General features: G+C 66.8%; 18 protein-coding genes. 14 read left to right on the top strand and 4 right to left on the bottom strand.

From position 1 onward, the window contains the following. The first annotated feature begins 2 nt into the window (after positions 1 to 2). The 5 genes from B0I08_RS05395 to rbfA all read left to right on the top strand — a co-directional run bounded on the left by B0I08_RS05395 (position 3) and on the right by rbfA (position 5,709). Positions 3 to 737 carry a hypothetical protein gene (locus tag B0I08_RS05395; RefSeq protein WP_106210575.1) on the top strand — a complete coding sequence of 245 codons (735 nt, stop codon included), beginning with the start codon at positions 3 to 5 and terminating at the stop codon, positions 735 to 737. 104 nt (positions 738 to 841) lie between these two features. Further along, complete coding sequence (nusA, locus tag B0I08_RS05400; RefSeq protein WP_106210577.1) at positions 842 to 1,843, top strand: transcription termination factor NusA; 1,002 nt, start codon at positions 842 to 844, stop codon at positions 1,841 to 1,843. An 81-nt stretch (positions 1,844 to 1,924) separates the two neighbouring features. Continuing rightward, positions 1,925 to 2,197, top strand: coding sequence for a YlxR family protein (locus B0I08_RS05405; protein WP_106210579.1), 273 nt, complete (start codon positions 1,925 to 1,927; stop codon positions 2,195 to 2,197). A 95-nt stretch (positions 2,198 to 2,292) separates the two neighbouring features. Beyond that, positions 2,293 to 5,106 carry a translation initiation factor IF-2 gene (infB, locus tag B0I08_RS05410; RefSeq protein ID WP_106210581.1) on the top strand — a complete coding sequence of 938 codons (2,814 nt, stop codon included), beginning with the start codon at positions 2,293 to 2,295 and terminating at the stop codon, positions 5,104 to 5,106. A gap of 99 nt (positions 5,107 to 5,205) precedes the next feature. Next, positions 5,206 to 5,709, top strand: a complete 504-nt coding sequence (gene rbfA, locus B0I08_RS05415; protein WP_106210583.1) for a 30S ribosome-binding factor RbfA — start codon at positions 5,206 to 5,208, stop codon at positions 5,707 to 5,709. A gap of 62 nt (positions 5,710 to 5,771) precedes the next feature. Here the strand turns inward: rbfA and B0I08_RS05420 are convergent, their stop codons facing one another. Further along, complete coding sequence (locus B0I08_RS05420; protein WP_106210585.1) at positions 5,772 to 6,641, bottom strand: HhH-GPD family protein; 870 nt, start codon at positions 6,639 to 6,641, stop codon at positions 5,772 to 5,774. A 23-nt stretch (positions 6,642 to 6,664) separates the two neighbouring features. On the opposite strand from B0I08_RS05420, the gene B0I08_RS05425 reads away from it, so the two are divergent. After that, positions 6,665 to 7,270 (top strand): nucleoside/nucleotide kinase family protein, encoded by a 606-nt coding sequence (locus B0I08_RS05425; RefSeq protein WP_106210587.1) that lies wholly within the window; start codon positions 6,665 to 6,667, stop codon positions 7,268 to 7,270. Between the two features lie 119 nt (positions 7,271 to 7,389). On the opposite strand, the gene B0I08_RS05430 is transcribed toward B0I08_RS05425, so the two are convergent. Further along, on the bottom strand, positions 7,390 to 8,397 hold the full coding sequence (locus B0I08_RS05430; RefSeq protein ID WP_106210589.1) for a ketopantoate reductase family protein: 1,008 nt from the start codon (positions 8,395 to 8,397) through the stop codon (positions 7,390 to 7,392). A gap of 33 nt (positions 8,398 to 8,430) precedes the next feature. Between B0I08_RS05430 and truB the strand changes: the two genes are divergently transcribed. From truB to B0I08_RS05450, 4 genes are read left to right on the top strand one after another with little or no spacing between them, the layout of a single operon-like run. Continuing rightward, the gene (gene truB / locus B0I08_RS05435; protein ID WP_106210592.1) at positions 8,431 to 9,354 is read left to right on the top strand and encodes a tRNA pseudouridine(55) synthase TruB; all 924 of its coding nucleotides are present in this window, start codon (positions 8,431 to 8,433) and stop codon (positions 9,352 to 9,354) included. Then, entirely contained in the window at positions 9,351 to 9,719 is a 369-nt protein-coding gene (locus B0I08_RS05440) for a hypothetical protein (protein WP_106210594.1), read from the top strand. The genes truB and B0I08_RS05440 overlap by 4 nt, the downstream gene beginning before the upstream one ends. 11 nt (positions 9,720 to 9,730) lie before the next feature. Beyond that, positions 9,731 to 10,162, top strand: coding sequence for a hypothetical protein (locus B0I08_RS05445; protein ID WP_106210596.1), 432 nt, complete (start codon positions 9,731 to 9,733; stop codon positions 10,160 to 10,162). Next, positions 10,159 to 11,103 carry a bifunctional riboflavin kinase/FAD synthetase gene (locus B0I08_RS05450; RefSeq protein ID WP_106210598.1) on the top strand — a complete coding sequence of 315 codons (945 nt, stop codon included), beginning with the start codon at positions 10,159 to 10,161 and terminating at the stop codon, positions 11,101 to 11,103. Before B0I08_RS05445 ends, B0I08_RS05450 begins: the two co-directional genes overlap by 4 nt. A 37-nt stretch (positions 11,104 to 11,140) precedes the next feature. Here the strand turns inward: B0I08_RS05450 and B0I08_RS05455 are convergent, their stop codons facing one another. After that, entirely contained in the window at positions 11,141 to 11,899 is a 759-nt protein-coding gene (locus tag B0I08_RS05455) for a hypothetical protein (protein WP_106210600.1), read from the bottom strand. A 139-nt stretch (positions 11,900 to 12,038) separates the two neighbouring features. On the opposite strand from B0I08_RS05455, the gene B0I08_RS05460 reads away from it, so the two are divergent. Then, the gene (locus B0I08_RS05460) at positions 12,039 to 13,316 is read left to right on the top strand and encodes an MFS transporter (protein WP_106210602.1); all 1,278 of its coding nucleotides are present in this window, start codon (positions 12,039 to 12,041) and stop codon (positions 13,314 to 13,316) included. 22 nt (positions 13,317 to 13,338) lie between these two features. On the opposite strand, the gene B0I08_RS05465 is transcribed toward B0I08_RS05460, so the two are convergent. Beyond that, positions 13,339 to 14,289, bottom strand: coding sequence for an ROK family protein (locus tag B0I08_RS05465; RefSeq protein ID WP_106210847.1), 951 nt, complete (start codon positions 14,287 to 14,289; stop codon positions 13,339 to 13,341). An 86-nt stretch (positions 14,290 to 14,375) separates the two neighbouring features. On the opposite strand from B0I08_RS05465, the gene B0I08_RS05470 reads away from it, so the two are divergent. The 3 genes from B0I08_RS05470 (at position 14,376) to B0I08_RS05480 (ending at position 16,954) form a co-directional block, all read left to right on the top strand. Further along, complete coding sequence (locus B0I08_RS05470) at positions 14,376 to 15,878, top strand: SDR family oxidoreductase (RefSeq protein WP_106210604.1); 1,503 nt, start codon at positions 14,376 to 14,378, stop codon at positions 15,876 to 15,878. Positions 15,879 to 15,980: 102 nt separating this feature from the next. Continuing rightward, positions 15,981 to 16,568, top strand: a complete 588-nt coding sequence (locus B0I08_RS05475; protein ID WP_106210606.1) for a GDSL-type esterase/lipase family protein — start codon at positions 15,981 to 15,983, stop codon at positions 16,566 to 16,568. 35 nt (positions 16,569 to 16,603) lie between these two features. After that, positions 16,604 to 16,954, top strand: coding sequence for a DUF6804 family protein (locus B0I08_RS05480; RefSeq protein WP_106210608.1), 351 nt, complete (start codon positions 16,604 to 16,606; stop codon positions 16,952 to 16,954). Positions 16,955 to 17,147: the final 193 nt, after the last annotated feature.

Raw genomic sequence — 17,147 nt, forward strand, 5'->3', positions numbered from 1 at the left:
TCATGGCGAAGTCCCCGCGTATTGCGTCAGCTCCCTCGGTCGAGGGCAACCGCGCCAGACTCCGCCTGCGGCGTCGTCTGCTGCTGTTCGGCCTCCCCGTTGTGTTGGCCATGACGATCATCGCCGGGTGGCTGATCAGTCGGCCAGTGATAGCAGCGAGCGCGATGACTGACTACATGCGCGGCGGCTACACGTCCAGCGCGGAGACGTTCGGGTCCCTCCTCGAACCGAATCTGCTGGAGCCGTGGATTCCCTACTTCGACCGCGGGAGCGCGCTGGCCGCGGGAGAGGACTACGTTCCGGCGATTGATGACTTCGAAAAAGCCCTGACCCTCGTCCCCGCAGACCACGAGTGCGAGGTCGTGGTGAACCTGTCGCTGGGCTGGGAGCGCCTCGCCGACGGGTACGCCAGTGCGGGCCTCTTCGCGGGTGCCGAACTGCTCTACCAGACAGCGCTCGATGTGCTGGCGGCGCATGACTGCACGCCTCCGGACGAGCCGGTCAACGGCCGTGACCCCGGCCAGGAGCTCAATGATGCCGAGGCGCGTCTCCAGGAGAAGCTCGACGCGGCGGACTACCTGGACGGCCTCAACAACGGCACCGAGCAAGCGAGCCCCGAACAGCAGCTCGACGAACTTGAACAGCAGGGCGAAGACGCAGCGGAGGACAAGGCCGAGGATGACGCGCGTGGTCGCGCCGAAGGGGGCACGGGCGGGTTCACCGACAGGCCGTGGTGACCGGGCGCGGTTCACGCCGCTCCCAATTCCGGTACCTTAGAGGGTAGACATTCGCCGGAACCCCGCTGCGGAGTCACAAAAACCAAAAATAGTGGAGGCCCTCAGTGGACATCGACCTGAGCGTGCTGCGTCTCTTAGAGCGCGAGCGAGAAATTCCCTTCGAGGAACTCGTGCAGATCATCGAACAGGCCATTCACACCGCCTACCTGAAGAACGCGAGTGAAACCGAGCAGAAGCCCGGTGACCCCGAGCCGGCGAAGTCACGGGTCGAGCTCGACCGCAAAACCGGCCACGTTGCCGTGTACGTCGAAGAAATGGACGAGGACGGCAACCTGATCGGAGAAGCCGTTGACACTCCGAACGACTTCGGCCGCATCGCCGCTTTCGCCGCGAAGCAGGTCATCAACCAGCGCCTGCGGGACATCGCGGACGACCAGGTGCTCGGCGAGTTCAAGGGCCGCGAGGGTGACATCATCGCCGGAGTCATCCAACAGGGCCCAAATCCTCGCATGATCCACGTAGACCTCGGAACAATCGAGGCGATTCTTCCGCCCGAGGAGCAGGTTCCCACCGAGGACTACAAACACGGCACCCGCATTCGCGTTTATGTCACCAGCGTGAGCAAGGGACTGAAGGGTCCCCAGATCACGGTCAGCCGCACCCACCCCTCCCTCGTCCGCAAGCTGTTCGCCCTCGAAGTCCCCGAGATCGCCAGCGGCGTCGTGGAGATCACCTCTCTCGCCCGCGAGGCAGGGCACCGCACCAAGATTGCGGTGCGTGCGACGCAGCCGGGTGTCAATGCCAAGGGTGCCTGCATCGGCGAGCTTGGCCAGCGCGTGCGCGCGGTCACCGCGGAGCTCAACAACGAGAAGATCGACATCGTCGACTACTCGGAAGACCTGTCCACCTTTGTGGCCAACGCCCTCTCGCCGGCTAAGGTCACCAGCGCTTTCGTGATCGACGAGTCGCTGAAAGCGGTGCGCGCACTGGTGCCGGACTATCAGCTGTCGCTGGCCATCGGAAAAGAAGGTCAGAACGCGCGGCTCGCCGCCAAGCTGACCGGTGCCCGCATCGACATCCAGCCAGATTCGATTCTTGAATCCTGACCTCGCCCGGTCGACGGTCCCGCACGATCGGCCTTCTTCAATTGTGTGGGGCTGAACCCGTGACGGATTTGAGGGGGTACTATGGAACCCGTAAGAACCTGCTTGGGCTGCCGATCACGCGCTGACAAATCCACTTTGCTGAGGGTAGTCGCTCTGAATGGCGCAGTGACACCGGATCCGTCCGCAACACTTCCTGGCCGTGGTGCGTGGGTACACCCCCTCGCCGAGTGCATCGAGAAATCAGTTGCACGCAAGGCTTTTGGTCGTGCGTTGCGCGTTTCCTCGCCGCTGGCCACCGAGCAGATCCTCGCAACAGTCGGAGCCTCGTCCGAGGCTCCCCAAAGAACAGGCTGATTGACCTATGGACAACTAATGAGCGGCTCGAAATGAGACCCGTCCGTACTTAGCGGTCTGCCCCTGTCCGGGTGCAGACCCGGAACAGGAGAAAAGTGGCTGCCAAACCACGTGTGCACGAAATCGCCGCCGAACTCGGTGTCGACACCAAGGTTGCCCTCGACAAGCTCAAGCAAATGGGCGAATACGTCAAGGGACCCTCATCAAGCATTGAGCCCCCGGTCGCCCGTCGACTCAAGGCCGCGCTCGAGGCCGAGGGGATCAAGCCGTCGGCACCCGCCGCAGCTGCTCCCGCCAAGCCCGCATCGCCGCGCCCGGCACCCCGTGCCGTTCCGGGACCCGTACCCGCGCCCGCCAAGGCACCCGTACAGGCAGAGCCCGCCAGCGAGCCCGTCGTCGAGGCAGTAGCCCCGACTCCGCCGCCGTTGACCGTCGCCGAGCGTCAGGCAGTGGCCGAGGCCGCCGCCGCGAAGCCCGCCGCCGCAGCTCCGGAAGCAACGAAGGAGTCTGCCGGCACCGCCGACGCTCCCCGTCCCTCCAGCATTCCCCGCCCGGGTGCTCCTCGTCCGGGTAACAACCCGTTCGCGAGCAACCAGGGCATGCAGCGTCCCGGCGCTCCTCGTCCGGGTAACAACCCGTTCGCGAGCAACCAGGGCATGCAGCGTCCCGGAGCGGGAGGCGCAGCGGGCACGCCCGGCGCGATTCCTCGCCCCGGCGCACCGCGTCCGTCCGCTCCCCGTCCCGGCGCGCCTCGTCCGGGCGGACCCGGCCAGGGTGCCCGTCCCGGTGGCTTCGGCCAGCGTCCGGCCGGCCCCGGCGGCGCTCCGTACCAGCAGCGTCCAGGCGGCCCCGGCCGTCCGGCCGGTGGTGGCTTCCAGCGCCCCGGTGGCGCAGCTCCCGGTGCAACTCCTGGCTTCGGCGCACCGCGTCCTGCCGGTGGTGGCGCTGGTGGCCGTGGTCGCGGCCCGGGCGGTGGCACCGCTGGTGCCTTCGGTCGCGGTGGCGGCAAGAGCAAGGCGCGCAAGTCGAAGCGTACGAAGAGGGCAGAATTCGAACTGAGGGAAGCCCCGTCGCTTGGTGGCGTTAGTGTGCCCCGTGGCGACGGCAAGACCGTGGTGCGTCTGCGCCGCGGTGCTTCCATCACCGACTTCGCCGACAAGATCGACACCAGCCCCGGCAACCTCGTTACCGTGCTGTTCCACCTCGGCCAGATGGCGACCGCGACGGAGTCTCTCGACGAGGCAACCTTCGGGATCCTCGGTGAGGAGCTCGGCTTCAACATCCAGATGGTCAGCCCGGAGGATGAGGACCGCGAGCTGCTCAGTGGCTTCGGCATGGACCTCGACCAGGAGCTTGAGGACGAAGAAGACTCCGACCTCGAGATCCGTCCGCCGGTTGTGACCGTCATGGGTCACGTCGACCACGGTAAGACCAAGCTGCTCGACGCGATCCGCCAGGCCAACGTCGTGGCGGGCGAAGCCGGCGGCATCACGCAGCACATCGGTGCGTACCAGGTCTGGACCGAGCACGAGGGCCACGAGCGCGCGATCACCTTCATCGACACCCCGGGCCACGAGGCGTTTACCGCCATGCGCGCCCGTGGTGCCCAGGTGACCGACCTTGCGATCCTCGTTGTCGCTGCAGACGACGGAATCATGCCGCAGACGGTTGAGGCACTGAACCACGCCCAGGCCGCCGGTATCCCGATTGTCGTCGCAGTCAACAAGGTGGACAAGCCGGGCGCAAACCCGGCCAAGGTGCGCCAGCAGCTCACCGAGTTCGGCCTCGTCGCGGAAGAGTACGGCGGAGACACGATGTTCGTTGACGTTTCGGCGTTGACCAACACCGGCATCCCCGCGCTGCTCGATGCAGTCCTCCTCACGGCGGACGCGGGACTCGACCTCCGTGCCAACCCGAACAAAGACGCCAGAGGCGTCGCGATCGAAGCGCGACTGGACAAGGGCCGCGGTGCCGTTGCGACCGTGCTCATCCAGTCGGGAACGCTTCGTGTCGGCGACTCGATCGTCGCGGGTACCGCATATGGCAAGGTTCGCGCCATGTTCGACGAGGACGGCGTTGCTGTTCCCGAGGCTGCACCGGCTCGTCCGGTGCAGGTGCAGGGTCTGTCCACGGTGCCTCGCGCCGGTGACACCTTCCTTGTAATTGAGGATGACCGCACCGCACGTCAGATCGCTGAAAAGCGCGAAGCCGTTGAGCGTAACGCCCAGCTGGCCCGTGCCCGCAAGCGCATCACGCTCGAGGACTTCACCCGTGCACTCGAAGAGGGCAAGGTCGAATCGCTCAACCTCATCATCAAGGGTGACGTTTCCGGTGCTGTTGAAGCGCTCGAGGAATCGTTGCTCAAGATCGAGGTCGACGATTCAGTCGCCCTTCGCATCATCCACCGCGGTGTTGGTGCTGTCACCGAGAGCGACGTCAACCTCGCTACCGTCGACAACGCGATCATCATCGGATTCAACGTCCGCCCCGACACGAAGGCGCGCGAGCGCGCCGCCCGTGAAGGTGTCGACGTGCGCTTCTACTCGGTCATCTACGCCGCGCTCGAGGACATTGAGAACTCCCTCAAGGGAATGCTCAAGCCCGAGTTCGAAGAGGTGCAGTCGGGTGTTGCCGAGATCCGCGAGATCTTCCGCTCCTCCAAGGTCGGAAACATCGCCGGTGTCATCGTTCGCTCCGGAACGATCACGCGAAACGCCAAGGCGCGGGTCATCCGCGACGGCGTTGTGGTCGGGGACAACCTGGCCATCGAGTCGCTGCGTCGCTTCAAGGACGACGTCACCGAGGTTCGTACGGACTTCGAGGCCGGTATCGGTCTTGGCAAGTTCAACGACATCCAGATCGGCGACGAGATCGAAACGATCGAAATGAAGGAAAAGCCCCGGGTCTAACCCGTAAGGCCCAAGGGGTTCTCCCTCTCCGCCCGGAGAGGGGGAACCCCTTATCAGCATCCAGACTCAGCAAGACAGACGCACCACAAGGAGAGCACCATGGCTGATCCGGCTCGCGCCGCCAAAATGGCGGACCGCATCAAGGTCATCATTGCCAAGCGCCTCGAGCGCGGCATCAAGGATCCGCGCCTCGGCTTCGTGACCATCACGGACGTTCGGGTCACCGGCGACCTCCAGCACGCCTCGGTGTTCTACACCGTGTACGGCACTGACGAAGAGCGCAGCGACACCGCGGCCGCACTTAAGTCCGCCACCGGTATGCTCCGCAGCGAGGTCGGCAAGAACATCACCGCCCGGCTGACGCCGTCACTCGAGTTCATCCCGGACGGCATCCCGGAGAACGCGGCCCTCATCGACTCGCTCCTGGCCGAGGCTCGCAACCGCGACCTCGAGGTGGCAGGACTCGCTGAGGCGAAGAACTACGCAGGCGACGAAGATCCCTACGTCAAGCCGCGTGAGTTCGACGAGGACGACGACTTCGATGACGACGAGGACGACGACGACAACGACGAGGCCGTCTTCACCTCCGGTCCGCGTCCGTAGCAGCGCGGCTGTGGGCACTTGTCTGGGTCGACCAACCGCCACACCGTCCGACAGCCCCAGCGTCAGTGCGGCAGCTCGTAGTCCCCGCTGGTCGTCACGCGCACCAGTCCGTCCGCCACTAGTCCGCTGAGCGCTCGCTCGCGCTGAGCGACATCCGCCCACACCATCCGCACCTCGATCGCCGTCACCGGAATATCGCTCGCGCGAAGCTCCGCGAGGATCATGCCCCGCACCTGGCGGTCTGAGCCGGCGAACTTCTTCTGCACCGGAGCGCGCACACCTTCGAACTCGGGGTAACCCGCCGCCCGCCACCCGCACTGGGCGGCGATGGGGCATTCTCCGCAGCGTGGGGCGCGGGCGGTGCAGATCACCGCGCCGAGTTCCATGATGGCGGCGTTGGCCTCGCGTGCCAGCGGCTCGTCTTCGGGCAGCTGCGCGTCCATCGCGGCGAGGTCCCGGCGGTTCGAGGCTGGTCCGGGCTCACCCTGGCCGGCGACGGCGCGGGCGAGTACACGGCGCACATTGATGTCGACCACGGGATGCCGGTGGCCGTACGCGAACGCCGCAACCGCCCGTGCCGTGTATTCGCCCACGCCCGGCAGTGCGAGCAGGGTGGGCACGTCCTCGGGAACAACACCGCCGTGTCGCTCGGTGATGGCAACTGCGGCGGCGTGCAGGTTGAGGGCGCGGCGCGGGTACCCCAGGCGATCCCAGGCACGCACGGCATCCCCCGCGGAGGATGCGGCCAGCGCAGACGGGGTAGGCCACCGCTCGAGCCACTGCGCCAGTCGCGGAATCACGCGCACGACCGGCGTCTGCTGCAGCATCACCTCGCTGACGAGGGTTCCCCACGCCGGAAATCCCTCCTCACGCCAGGGCAGCACGCGGGCGTTGTCTCGGTACCAATCGGTGACGGCGGGCGCGATGCTCATACGTTCAGATTAGGCTTAGATTTATGGCCAGATGGGCACCACTACGCACAGACACCCTCTCCGCACTCGCTGAGGAGATCCTCCACAACTACGGGCGCGGGCACGTCATCGTCGCTGTCGACGCGCCCGGGCAGGCCGATGCAACCACCTTCGCCGACGACCTCGCCGACGCGATCCGGGCAAAATCGCACGCCGCCTTCCGCGCATCACTCATCGACTTCTCCCGGCCGCGTGCTGAGCGCGAGGCCCGAGGTGCAGACTCCGCCGAGGGCGCCTACCGCGACGCGTTTGACTACCCAACGTTGACCCGGGCGCTGATCGAGCCGTTCCGCAGGGGCGGTAGCGCCTCGTTTGTGACCGCCTCCTTCGACGTCGCGCGAGATACCCCGGTGGAGAACGAGGGCCAAACTGCACCAGACGACGCGATCCTGATTGTCGATGGTCCTTTTCTGAACCGTGCGGAGCTTGCCGGCTTCTGGAATTACTCTGTGTGGCTGGATGCCGCGGGGGAGCGTACCGCGGCAGAGGCGCTCTACGCGCACGAGGTGGCACCCCGCACCAAGGCGACCGCCATCGTCGACAACAGCGACCCTGAGCACCCCCGGCGCTCCTTCGCCGATAGCTGCTGAGCGTGCGTCCAGCGAGCGCGCGTCGAGCGAGTGCCCGCCCGGCGAGCGAGTGCCCGCCCGGCTAGCGAGCGCCCGCCCGGCTGTGCGCGTCCAGCGCACGCCCGACTCGCCGTGTGCGCCTAGCGACCGACCGCCGCGCGCACGCGCCGCACCACCTCATCCGGTGAGAAGAAGACCCCGGTGCGCTCCACCTCGTGCACCAGGTGCACCATGGCCGCGCAAACGGGAGTGGGCACCGCAACGAGGACCCCGGCGCGCACCACGGCGCCCGCGAGGTAGTCAATTTCGGTGGCCTGGCCGCGGCGAATACTCTGCAGCGTCGAGCCCGGGTTCGGCGTCGCGCCCATCCGGGACACGATCCGCGCAGGAAGCGCCCGCGCCAGCGCCACCGGCACCCGCGCGAACAGCCGCAGCCGCAGGTCACTGAGACCCTGCAACTCCTCGAACCGGACGCTCCGCCGAACTCCGACCATCACCGTCTCCCGCATACTCTCGGTGAGGATCCGCAGCAGCGATGCATCCGCGGCTACCTGCTGGGCGCTCAAACCCGTGATCGCCGGCAGCGAGTTGATTTGGTTGACCACGAGTTTGGTCCACTGCGCTCCGACGAAGTTGGGGAGCACGGTGACGGGCAGCACGCCGCGCAGCAGTTCGGCCAGAAACAGGGCAGGCACCTCGTGTTCAGCGGACCCGCCCCCGAGGTACAGCGGCGCGGCCGCAGTGATGGTGATCTCACCGGGCGACAGGTACGAGGACGCGAACATGGCGAGCCCCCCGACGACATCGTTGTTCGGCAGGAGCGCAGACGCGGTCGTCACACCGTCCAGTCCGTTCTGCACAACGAGCAACGGGATGTGCTCCAGCATCGCCCGGTTCGCTTCGATGGCGTCCGCCGCGTCCTGCGCCTTGGTGGCGAGGATCGCGATCTCGGGCGCGCGCTCGAGCCGCTCGTCGGCGGTGACCCTGGCGGTGTGCTCTCCCCAGGCTCCGCCCAGACGTATCCCGCCGGTGCGTATCGCCGCAAGCTGTGGGCCCCGCGCGGTCACATCGACGCTGTGTCCCGCCCGATCCAGAAGTGCGGCGAGCGCGCCGCCCACGGCACCCGCCCCGATCACCCCCACCCGCATAACCAAAGACTAGGGACTGATAGCCTGCCATGCGTGACAAATGGCTCCCCGGTTTCTCTTTCGCGCAGCGGATTGTTGTTTGTGGACAAACCGGAAGGGCTCACCAGCCACGATGTTGTCTCCCGGGTGCGCAAGCTCGCGAACACCCGCAAGGTCGGTCACGCCGGCACCCTCGATCCGATGGCGACGGGTCTGCTCACGCTTGGGCTGAACAGTTCGACCCGCCTCCTCACGTTCCTCGTCGGCCTCGACAAGGAGTATTTCGCCACCATTCGTCTCGGCGAGACCACCGACACCGATGACGCCCAGGGCGCAAGCACCGGCATCGCCGACCCCGCCAGCGTCGCCGCCGTCACCGAGGCCGCGGTGCGCGAGGCAATTGTGCCCCTCACCGGCCCGATCTCCCAGGTGCCCAGTTCGGTCTCCGCGATCCGCGTCGACGGCAGGCATGCCTACGAGTTGGCTCGCGCCGGTGAGACCGTTGTTTTGAAATCGCGGGATGTCACGGTGTCCACGTTTGAGATCCTCGACATCCGCCGCTCCACCTCCTCGCTCGACGTCGACGTTCGGGTGGAGTGCTCCAGCGGCACCTACATCCGCGCGCTCGCCCGGGACCTCGGCGCGGCACTCGGCCTCGGTGGGCACCTCATTGCGCTGCGCAGAACCCGGGTCGGACCGTTCACGGTCGCCGCGGCATCCACCATGGAACATCTCGACCCCGTCGGCGACCTCGTTCCGCCAGAGCGGGTGGCCGCAACGCTCTTCCCGCTGCTTCAGCTCGACGCCGTGCAGGTGCTCGGGCTATCCCAGGGCAAACGGCTACCCGGCTTCCCCACGGATGGCGGCCCTATCGCTGCAATTTCGCCAGAGGGTCGACTGGCGGGGCTCGTGAACGTCATCGGGGGTGTCGCGAAACCCATCGTGAACTTCCCGACCAGTGAGGTGCTGCCGCAATGATCGAAGTCTTCACCTGGATCCAGGTTGCCGTCGCTGTCAGCGCCGGGATGTTGTGCCTCGTGCTGGGTTTCGCGGGAAAGACACCTGCTGACCTGACGCTCGGGTCGCTCGCCCTGGTCGAGCTGCTTCTGGTTGTGCAGCTGGTTGTCGCGATCCTCGCGCCGGCCTTCGGCAATGTGGCGACCGGCAGTGTGCTCGAGTTCTACACGTATCTCATCTCCGCGCTGCTCATTCCGCCGGCGGCAATGGTGTGGGCGCTGGTCGAGCGCAGCCGCTGGAGCACGGTCATCCTCGGCGTCGCCGCGTTGTCCATCGCGGTCATGGTCTACCGCATGCAGCAGATCTGGCTCTACCAAGTGGCCTAATCTTGGTCTTGATGTCCACTTCACTCCCACCACGGTCCCTCGGCGTCGGCCGTGTTCTCATCGCTGTTTACGCCATCCTCGCCCTCGCGGCCACGGCACGCTCTGTTGTGCAGATCATCGAGGACTTCGATGCTGCGCCCGTGGCGTACGCCCTGTCCGCGCTGTCCGGTGTTGTCTACATCGTTGCCACCGTCGCACTCGTGCGGCCGGGCCTCGTCTGGTACCGCATTGCCTGGGCAACCATCAGCTTCGAACTGCTCGGCGTGCTCGTCGTCGGCACGCTCAGCATCTTTGACCAGGAACTCTTCCCGTCGGACAGCGTGTGGTCGTTCTACGGCAGCGGCTACCTCTTCATCCCGCTGGTGCTTCCCGTGCTCGGAATGATCTGGCTCTACGGCCGCAGGCCCGCCGTCACCACCGATCAGGTGGTGGCACCCGCATGAAGGTTTTCGAATCCCTCGACGCGGTGCCCTCCGATTTTGGACCCAGCGCCGTCACCATCGGCAAGTTCGACGGTGTGCACGCCGGCCACCGCAGGGTGATTGCCGAGCTTCGCGAACTCGCCGCAGCGGCAAGCCTCCGGTCCACCGTGGTGACTTTCGACCGCAACCCGCTCGCCCTGCTGCGCCCCGACCGGTGCCCGCCGCCGCTGGTCAGCAATGCACAGAAGCTCGAGCTGCTCGACAGCCTGGGGCTGGACGCTACCCTGGTGCTCACGTTTGACCAGGCGCTGAGCGAGCTCGACCCCGGCCAGTTTGTGCGGAGCATTCTCGTAAACGCGCTGCACGCCCGACTGGTGCTGGTGGGCAGCGATTTCCGGTTTGGCGCAGGCGGCGCCGGAGACGTCGCGCTGCTGCGAAGTCTCGGCGCACAACTCGGCTTCGAGGTTCGTCTCGTCGAAGATGTCCGGGCCGCTGAGGGCCGGCGGGCGTCATCCACCTGGGTCCGAGAACTGCTCGCCGCCGGCCGGGTCAGTGAAGCGGGCGAATTGCTCGGCTACGCGCCCTGCGTGCGGTCGGTGGTCGTGCACGGCGAGAAGCGCGGCAGGGAACTCGGTTACCCGACCGCCAACCTGGCACCCGACCTGGAGGGCCTGGTTCCCGCTGACGGCGTTTATGCGGCGTGGGCCACGGTCGGCGAGGACCGCTTTGCCGCGGCCGTCTCCGTGGGCAATAACCCGACCTTCGACGGCGTACCGGAGAAGCGGGTCGAGGCGCACCTGCTCGACCAGGATCTGGATCTGTACGGGCGCACCATCGAGGTGGCGTTCGTCGAATATGTGCGCGGCATGGTGAAGTACACCACCGTGGAAGATCTCATCGTCCAGATGGGAAAAGATTCTGACCGGGTCAGAGCCATCCTGGGCGTCACGCGCGCCCTTTAGGTCACGCGCGCCCTTTAGGTCAGGCGCGCCCCTTAGGTCACGTGAGCCCTGCCGGGGGAATGTCCCCGCGGCCCCAGAGGAAGAGAATGATGCTGCCGGCGCTGGAGTTGCGCGTCGACCCCCGGCCAACGCTCCACCCCGCGTCCGTGGCGTGCAGCAGGCAATCGCGCAGCACCGCGCGGATGGGCACGGGAGCGCTCAGGCTGCGGGCCAGCGCCACTGCGCCCGTCGCGACCGGGTCGAGCGTCAGTGCCTTTCCAGCGGTGCGAGCGACGTCCAAGCTGTCGACGACGGCGACCGACAGATCTGCGACGCTCCGACGGGTTTTCCCGGCACCGGTACGAGCACCCGGTTCGGCCCCGGGTCGGGCACCGGCGTTGGCGACCGCGGCAGCACGCAGCTGATCGGCGAGGGCAGCGGGGGACCGGTTTGCAGAGCCCGCCAGTGCCCGGCAATGAGTCAGCGTCGCGCCGGCCAGCGGCCCGCCGGCGCCGGGCCCGCCGCCGACCCGCCCGCCAGCGAGGGCCGACCGGCTGCGAAGCGCCACCGCCACGAGCTGCCGCGCACGCTCGGCGCGTGATGTTCCCAGCCGCCAGAGCAGGTGGGACAGCACGTCGATCACGCGGTACTGCTCACGCCAGGAGGGGCTCTCCAGTTGCTCCGGGGGCAGTGACTCGACGAGAACGGCGAGGGCCTCAAGGCACGTGCGAAGGTGCGGCGACCAGTCGTTGGTGACCGTGGACTCGTCCTCACGATCACGATGACTCAGCGGGAGATACTTAGCGGCGTCGCTCATACGACCACTCTAGGCACCGGGGGCCCGAGAGGTGCACCGAGGGCCGGCGAAGTGCACCGGTGCCTGAGAGGTGTACCGGTGCCGAAGGGCTGTACCGGCGGCGCGAGACGCGTACGCGAGCGCCTCTTAGACTAAGTCGGTGCAAAAGCCGACCCCCGCCCGCCTCTGGGCGGGCCGCACCCTCGCGCTGGCCGGCATCCTTCTCGTCGCACTCAATCTGCGCACGGCGGTCGCGTCTCTGTCCCCGATCACGGACCAGATCGCCGCCGACATTCCGCTGTCCTCCGTGGCCCTCGGCGTGCTCGGAGCGTTGCCGCCCGTCGCCTTCGCGCTCTCCGGCATCCTCGCCCCACTGCTCGCGCGATCGCTTGGCCTGGAATGGTCCATGGTGCTTGTTGCCGGTGCGATGGTCGCCGGACACGTGCTGCGCGGATTCTCGAACTCGTTTGTCGCACTCCTGATCGGGAGCATCGTCGTTCTGGCCGGCATGGGATTCGGCAACATCCTCCTTCCGCCGGTCGTGAAGAAATACTTCCCCGACAGGGTGGGACTACTCACCACCGCCTACGCGACGGTGATGTCCTTCTCGGCTTCGGTGCCAGCCCTGATCGCCGCCCCGGTCGCAGACTCTGCCGGGTGGCGCGCCTCCTTCGGTGTGTGGGCGGTGCTGGCACTGGCGTCGCTCGTGCCGTGGCTGCTGCTGCTGGCTCGCGACAGGCGGCAGCGGCGAGCGCCCCATGCAGCGGAAATTCCGGGCGACCTGAGGGGCGCTGGGGCGGATGGCCCGGAGCCTGCGCTGTTCCGAAGAATGCTGAGGTCCCGGGTGGCCTGGGCGATCGGGCTGACCTTCGCCGTGTCATCCCTCAACGCCTACGCACTGTTCGCCTGGCTGCCGTCGATGCTCACCGATATCGCCGGGCTCGATGCGGTCGCCGCAGGAAGCATGCTGGCGGTGTACGCGATCATGGGCCTGCCCGCAGCGCTCATCGTGCCCATTTTGGCAGTGCGGATGCGGAACGTCGGTCTGCTGGTGCACCTCGGCGTTGTCTGCTTCGTCGCCGGGTATCTCGGCCTGCTGTTTGCGCCCACACTCGCCCCGCTGTTGTGGGTCATTCTGGCGGGTCTCGGCCCGCTGGTCTTCCCCGTGTGCCTGGTTCTGATCAACCTGCGCACCCGCAGCCAGCACACCTCGACCGCGCTGAGTGGCGTCGTTCAGACCATCGGCTACACCATTGGAGCATTCGGCCCGCTTGTCGTGGGGGTGCTGCACGATCAGACCGGTGCCTGGACAGTGCCGCTGATTTTCCTGCTCGCCACTGCCCTGGTCGCCGCCATTTCGGGCGCGATGCTCGCCCGCCCCCGCTTCGTCGAGGACGACCTTGCCGACGTTCTCAGAAGAAGGGCGCCTGCCCGTTAGTGCGGCGGGCCCTGGCGCGAAGTCAGTTCGGAGTTACCATCTCCGCGCGATGCACCAATGCTGCGGCACCGATGAGTGGGCCATCGCCGGACAGCCCGGACGGCAACACCTGCACTTTGGTGACGAAGTCGAACTCGCCCCGGGTAGCCACCGCCTCGCGCACGTGGTCGAACAGCACCGGTGTCGCGTTCGAGAAACCGCCGCCGATAACCACAACGTCAAGGTCGACGAGAGAAGTGGCCGAGGCGATCGCCTGGCCAATCGCCCGGCCCGAACGGCGAAACGCCGCGGACGCGATCACATCGCCCTGTGCAAAGCTTGCGGCCAGGTCCTCGCCGGTTGCTCCGTGCCAGCCCTGACTGCGCGCCCAGGCAACGGTTTTGGGCCCGGAGGCGATTGCCTCCACGCACCCGCGACCGCCGCACGCGCACGGGTCGTCGAAGCCGGCCACTTCAACATGGCCGATGTGCCCAGCATTGCCGGTCGGGCCCGAGACCGTTCGGCCGTCGAGGATCAGACCGCCCCCGATTCCCGTGGACACGATCATGCCCATCACGTTGTTGTACCCGCGTGCCGCGCCGACCCAGTGCTCCGCGAGGGTGATGCACAGCCCGTCCATGCGCAGCACCACCGGGACGTCGGGAAACCTCTTGGCGACCTGATCGGCCACCAGGTCACGTAGGGCGAAGCGCCGCCAGACGGGAAGGTTCAGGGGTGAGACGAGGTCACCAACGGCGTGCACCGGTCCGGCGCTGCCGATGCCGACTCCGAGAAGCGTGGCGCCCGCCGGCATCGCCGCCACCGCGCGTTGCACCACCGAGGTGACCGCGGCGCTGAGCTGCGCCGAATTGGCGGCTCCGCCGGTCGACTGTCGGAACCTTGTACCAGCCACCACCCGCCCGGACTCATCCACGAGCGCGGCCTCCGTTTTGGTTCCGCCGAAGTCGAGTGCGAGTGCAACAGTGGGATTCACACTCACAGGCTAGGCCCCCGGGGCGTGCCGCGCGGAGATCCGTGCCTGCTGTGGAAACTCCCAGAAGGCTTTCCTAGGCTGCGTCTATGAGAATTCTGGTAACGGGCGCAACCGGCTACATCGGCGGAAGGCTGGTGCCGCGCCTCATCGAGCGCGGCCACACCGTGCGCGTGATGGTGCGCAATCCCGACCGCCTCACGGATGTGCCGTGGGCCGGGCAGGTCGAGGTGGTCAAGGGCGATCTCACCGAGGCGGGGGATGTCACGGACGCACTCGCCGGTATCGAGGTGCTCTATTACCTCGCCCACGCCATGGCCAGCGGGGGAGACTTCGAGCGGGTCGAGGAGACAGCCGCCCGTAACGCCGCGCGCGCGGCACACACGGCCGGGGTCAGCAGGATCGTTTACCTCGGCGGGCTGCACCCGAGCGAGGGCGAGCTCAGCCCGCACCTGCGTAGCCGCGCCCTCGTCGGAGACATCCTGATGAGCTCGGGGGTACCGACCGCGGCGCTGCAGGCGGGCACCGTGATTGGGTCGGGCTCGGCATCCTTCGAGATGATCAGGCACCTGACCGAAGTGCTTCCGTACATGCCGGCGCCCAAGTGGGTACGCAACTTCATCCAGCCCATCGCCGTGCGCGACGTGCTCTACTACCTCGTTCACGCGGCGGAGCTACCCCCGGAACTCAACCGCACGTTCGACATCGGGGGCCCTGACGTTCTCCGGTACGGGCAAATGATGAATGGTTACGCGGTGGAGGCCGGGCTCCGCCAGCGGCCGATCGCGTCGCTGCCCGTGCTCACCCCCTGGCTTGCATCGCAGTGGGTGAACCTGGTGACACCGATCCCGCGCGCTCTGGCGATACCCATCATCGCCTCGCTCCAGTACGACTGCATCATCCACGAAAACGACATCGATAACTACATCCCGGAGCCGGAGGGTGGGCTCACCGGCTACCGCACCTCGGTGCGGCTTGCCCTGGGCAAGATGCGCACGGGTGAGGTCGAGACGAGCTGGCAGAACTCGGCCATCGCCGGGGCTCCGAGCGATTTGCTGCCGAGCGACCCCGAGTGGTCGGGCCACACTGTCTACACGGACCTGCGTGAGCAGCACTCTGACGCAGACGTCGCCCAGTTGTGGCGTGTGGTGGAGGGCATCGGGGGAGACAACGGTTGGTATTCATTCCCGGTCGCCTGGGCCGCCCGAGGATGGATGGACAAACTTGTCGGCGGGGTGGGGCTGCGCCGCGGACGTCGTGACGCCAGCAAGTTGAGCGCCGGCGACGCGCTCGACTTCTGGCGAGTCGAACAGATCGATCGCGGACGATTTCTGCGGCTTCGGGCCGAGATGAAGGTGCCCGGCGGGGCGTGGCTCGAGATGACCACCGAGGCAGATCCGGCGGGCGGGTCAACCTACCGCCAGCGTGCCGTCTTCTTCCCGACGGGGCTGGCGGGGAGGCTGTACTGGGCGGCTATCCTGCCGTTCCATGGGGCGATATTCTCGGGAATGGCCAACCGCATTACCCAGACCGCGGCGACCGCAACCCAGGCCGCCGCGAAACCGAAGTCGGCGCCGACACCTGCCCACTAAGCTGAACTGATCTCATGTTCAGTGGGTGAGAGGGTAGCGAAGGTGTCGAGGGGTGGTCGAATCAACCCGCCTGCAGCAGTATGGACTGAGTGAGGTATTCCTATGAGTGAAAATCCAGAAACCCCGGCGGCCGAGAAGATTGTTTTCGTCGGCGATAGCGCGACGCATGGCGGCCGGTGGCAGGAGTGGTTCCCGGAGGCCGAGGTGCACGTCGAGGCAGCTCCGGGCGACACGACGGACCAGCTCGTTGAACGCCTGCCCGCCATCATCGAGCTCCAGCCCGACATCGTGGTGCTGCTGATGGGCTCGAACGACTTCGGCGCGAACCGTTCGGTCGAATACGTGGTCAGAAGCATCGAGTACTTCCTGGCGATGCTGCGCCGGGACGTTCCGGGTGCGCGCACCCTCGTTCAGTCGATCATGCCGCGTGGGCGCGAGTACGGCGCCGACATCAAAAACGCTAATCGCCACGTGCGGCAATTTGCAACGACGCTGCATGCCCAGTACCTCGACCTGTGGCCGAGCCTGGGGATGGACGACGGTGAACTCAGCCCCGAGTTCACCAACGACCGGTTGCACCTCAGTGAGGCCGGTTATGAAGCGTGGCTCGGCGAACTGCGGCCCGCGCTCGGACGCCTTCGCGACGCTCCGCCGATGACGGCTCCCATCACCATCATCCGGGGTCAATGAGCGGGCGGTTGCCCGCCGGGAAGTAATCTAAGGGGATGTCTTCCTACCCCACTCCCGCCTACCGGCGCACCGCACTGGCTCCGGGCATTCTCGGAGCGATCGTGCTTCTGGCGGGCATTGCACTGTTGGGTACCGGGGGATTCACCTGGATTCTTTTCGCGACCAGCATTCTCGCGCTGGTCGTCGCTGTGTATGCGTGGCAGGCGGGGCAGCCATGGTGGCTCTTTGGCCTGGCACCCATCGCCCTGCTGTGGAATCCCGTCTGGCCGATCACCCTGCCATCGGACCAGCTATGGGGAGCGCTTCAGTACATCGCCGCGATCGTGTTCATCGCCGCCGGGGTGCTGATCCGCGTCCCGAACCCGGACGCCCGCAAGCCACGGTGAGTCAAGCCCTGACGGTCTGACCGGCGACCCGGAGCGGATAGGCGTACAATACCAAGCAGCACCTCACGAAACCACCAGTCGCATCGCGCCTGGGTCTGGGATCAGTGAACGCCGGATCATCCGATCGGTTGTATCGCCCGATCGGCACCGTTCCGCTGGGCAGCCAGCAGAACTCGATTTGCCGGGATTGTGT

The organism is Glaciihabitans tibetensis, assembly GCF_003003265.1.
GTDB lineage: Bacteria > Actinomycetota > Actinomycetes > Actinomycetales > Microbacteriaceae > Glaciihabitans > Glaciihabitans tibetensis.

What these genes read in the sequence shown, in the direction of transcription:
- B0I08_RS05450 (WP_106210598.1), top strand. Translation starts at nt 10,159, where the DNA reads ATGAAGGTTTTCGAATCCCTCGACGCGGTGCCCTCCGATTTTGGACCC.
- B0I08_RS05470 (WP_106210604.1), top strand. Translation starts at nt 14,376, where the DNA reads ATGAGAATTCTGGTAACGGGCGCAACCGGCTACATCGGCGGAAGGCTG.
- B0I08_RS05455 (WP_106210600.1), bottom strand. Translation starts at nt 11,899, where the DNA reads ATGAGCGACGCCGCTAAGTATCTCCCGCTGAGTCATCGTGATCGTGAG.
- B0I08_RS05405 (WP_106210579.1), top strand. Translation starts at nt 1,925, where the DNA reads ATGGAACCCGTAAGAACCTGCTTGGGCTGCCGATCACGCGCTGACAAA.
- B0I08_RS05475 (WP_106210606.1), top strand. Translation starts at nt 15,981, where the DNA reads ATGAGTGAAAATCCAGAAACCCCGGCGGCCGAGAAGATTGTTTTCGTC.
- B0I08_RS05420 (WP_106210585.1), bottom strand. Translation starts at nt 6,641, where the DNA reads ATGAGCATCGCGCCCGCCGTCACCGATTGGTACCGAGACAACGCCCGC.
- B0I08_RS05430 (WP_106210589.1), bottom strand. Translation starts at nt 8,397, where the DNA reads ATGCGGGTGGGGGTGATCGGGGCGGGTGCCGTGGGCGGCGCGCTCGCC.
- B0I08_RS05480 (WP_106210608.1), top strand. Translation starts at nt 16,604, where the DNA reads ATGTCTTCCTACCCCACTCCCGCCTACCGGCGCACCGCACTGGCTCCG.
- B0I08_RS05445 (WP_106210596.1), top strand. Translation starts at nt 9,731, where the DNA reads ATGTCCACTTCACTCCCACCACGGTCCCTCGGCGTCGGCCGTGTTCTC.
- B0I08_RS05425 (WP_106210587.1), top strand. Translation starts at nt 6,665, where the DNA reads ATGGCCAGATGGGCACCACTACGCACAGACACCCTCTCCGCACTCGCT.
- B0I08_RS05440 (WP_106210594.1), top strand. Translation starts at nt 9,351, where the DNA reads ATGATCGAAGTCTTCACCTGGATCCAGGTTGCCGTCGCTGTCAGCGCC.
- B0I08_RS05395 (WP_106210575.1), top strand. Translation starts at nt 3, where the DNA reads ATGGCGAAGTCCCCGCGTATTGCGTCAGCTCCCTCGGTCGAGGGCAAC.
- rbfA (WP_106210583.1), top strand. Translation starts at nt 5,206, where the DNA reads ATGGCTGATCCGGCTCGCGCCGCCAAAATGGCGGACCGCATCAAGGTC.